Raw genomic sequence first — 2,067 nt, forward strand, 5'->3', positions numbered from 1 at the left:
AGGGGCGCCGGGGGCGGGAATCTGGGCGTACACATTTCCTACACAATCCGGAATTCTCAGCTGTATTTACCGGTAATAAAGAGGGGACCTCGTTTCCGAGATCCCCTCCTCCGTCTATCTATAGAAATAGGCTTTCAAAGCCTTAGGCCAACAGCTTGCGACCGGATTCCTCGATCGCGTCAAGTGCTGCATCAGCCTCGGCGGCATCCGCGCCCTTGGCGAAGATGTACAGTTTAATCTTGGGCTCGGTGCCGGAAGGACGAACAATACCCTTGTTGCCGCCCTCAAGATCGAACTCAATGACGTTAGCCTTCGGCAGGCCGTTCACGCAGGTGTTGTAGTCCACGACGGCCTCAATCTTGGACCCAGCAAGCTCCGCAGGCGGGTTCTCGCGCAGACCGGACATGATGCCGGCCATCTTTGCCGCACCCTCAGCACCCGGATAGCTCAGCGAAATCGTCTTGTTGTGGTAGTAGCCATACTTCTCGTACAGCTCGTGCATCGCATCGGCGAGGTTCTTACCCTGGAGCTTGTAATACTGCGCCATCTGGCAAATCAGCAGCGAAGTGCTCACGGCGTCCTTGTCGCGCACGTGGTCGCCAGCCAGATAGCCGTAGCTCTCCTCGAAACCAAAGATAAAGCGATCGACCTCGCCAGCATCGGAAAGCGAGGTAATGATGTCGCCGATGTACTTGAAGCCCGTCAGGCAGCGGCGGAGCTCAAAACCGTACTCGTCGGCCAGAGCGTCAACCATGGCGGAAGAAACGATAGTAGTAACGGCAACCTTCTTAGTGAGGTCCTCACCGCGGGCAGCACGGGTCTTGCAGATATAGTCGAGCAGCAGAACGCCCATCTCATTGCCGGTCAGCAGCAGATAGTCATCGCCATTCTTAACGGCAACGCCAACACGGTCGGCGTCGGGATCGGTTGCAAGCAGCAGATCGGGGTGAACCTGCTCGCAGAGATCGATGCCCTTCTGCATGGCCTGACGGATCTCGGGGTTAGGATACGGGCAGGTCGGGAAATCGCCGTTAGGTTCCTTCTGCTCGGGAACAACCGTGATATCAGTGACGCCAGCGCGCTCGAGCACCGTGGTGACGGGAATGAGGCCGGTACCATTCAGCGGCGTATAGACAAGCTTAAGCGGAGCGCCAGCGATCTCCTCGGCAGAAAGGTTGGTCACGCCGCGCGCGAGAACGGCGTCGTAATAACGCTCGAGGCACGAGTCGTCGATCCATTTAACCAGACCCTGCTCAAGAGCCTCATCAAAGTCCATGGACTTCACGCCGGTGAATGTATCGGTCTCGGCGATAGCCTTAGAAATTGCATCGGCGGCCTCGCTGGTGATCTGGCAGCCATCGGGGCCATAGGCCTTATAGCCGTTATACGGCGCCGGGTTATGGCTAGCGGTCATGCAAATGCCACCGGAGCACTTAAGATCACGGACGGCCCAGGAGAGCGTCGGCACAGGAGAAATCTTGGGATACACGAGGGCAGTCACGCCATTTGCTGCAAGAATGGCAGCCGTCGTCTTAACGAACAGCTCACCTTTATTGCGGCTATCGCGAGCGATGGCAACCGTCGGATGCTCAAAGGTCGCATTGAGATAGTCAGCGAATCCCTGGGTCGCACGACCGACCGTATAGATATTCATACGGTTAGTGCCCGCACCGATAGTGCCGCGAAGACCGGCGGTACCGAAGGCGAGATCCTGGAAGAAAGCGTCAGTGATGGCGTCCTCATCACCCTGCTCCTTCATCGTGTTGAGCTCAGCGAGGAGCTCCTCGTCCTTGACATTGGCAATCCAAGTATCAAGCAGCTCATGAACATCTGCCATGTGAGTCCTTCCGTCACAATCAATAAAACGACCCGTGTAAAAACAGGACAAGCGCAGCAGTGCGCTAAAGCAAATATTAGTCCATTGAGAACAGAGAACCGACCAAAGAACGGTGAACGTCTATATTCAGCGGTGGATGATTAAATTGATTTAATTGCATAAGAAATGTTGCCCGTAAACGCAAAAAAAGGGGGAGGCCGCGAGGCCTCCCCCTTCTTCAAGTCATCAGA

1 protein-coding gene is annotated in these 2,067 nt (G+C 55.8%); it reads right to left on the reverse strand.

Translation table 11 applies throughout. The annotated features are described in order from the left end of the window. Positions 1–142 precede the first annotated feature (142 nt). On the reverse strand, positions 143–1,837 hold the full coding sequence (locus DXD24_RS09970; protein ID WP_117646651.1) for a phospho-sugar mutase: 1,695 nt from the start codon (positions 1,835–1,837) through the stop codon (positions 143–145). Between the last annotated feature and the right edge of the window lie 230 nt (positions 1,838–2,067).

Origin of the sequence: Collinsella sp. TF12-2AT (assembly GCF_003436735.1) — a bacterium.
Lineage (GTDB): Bacteria > Actinomycetota > Coriobacteriia > Coriobacteriales > Coriobacteriaceae > Collinsella.

Excerpts from the sequence above, each read along its gene's own strand:
- DXD24_RS09970 (WP_117646651.1), bottom strand. The coding sequence starts at position 1,837 with ATGGCAGATGTTCATGAGCTGCTTGATACTTGGATTGCCAATGTCAAG.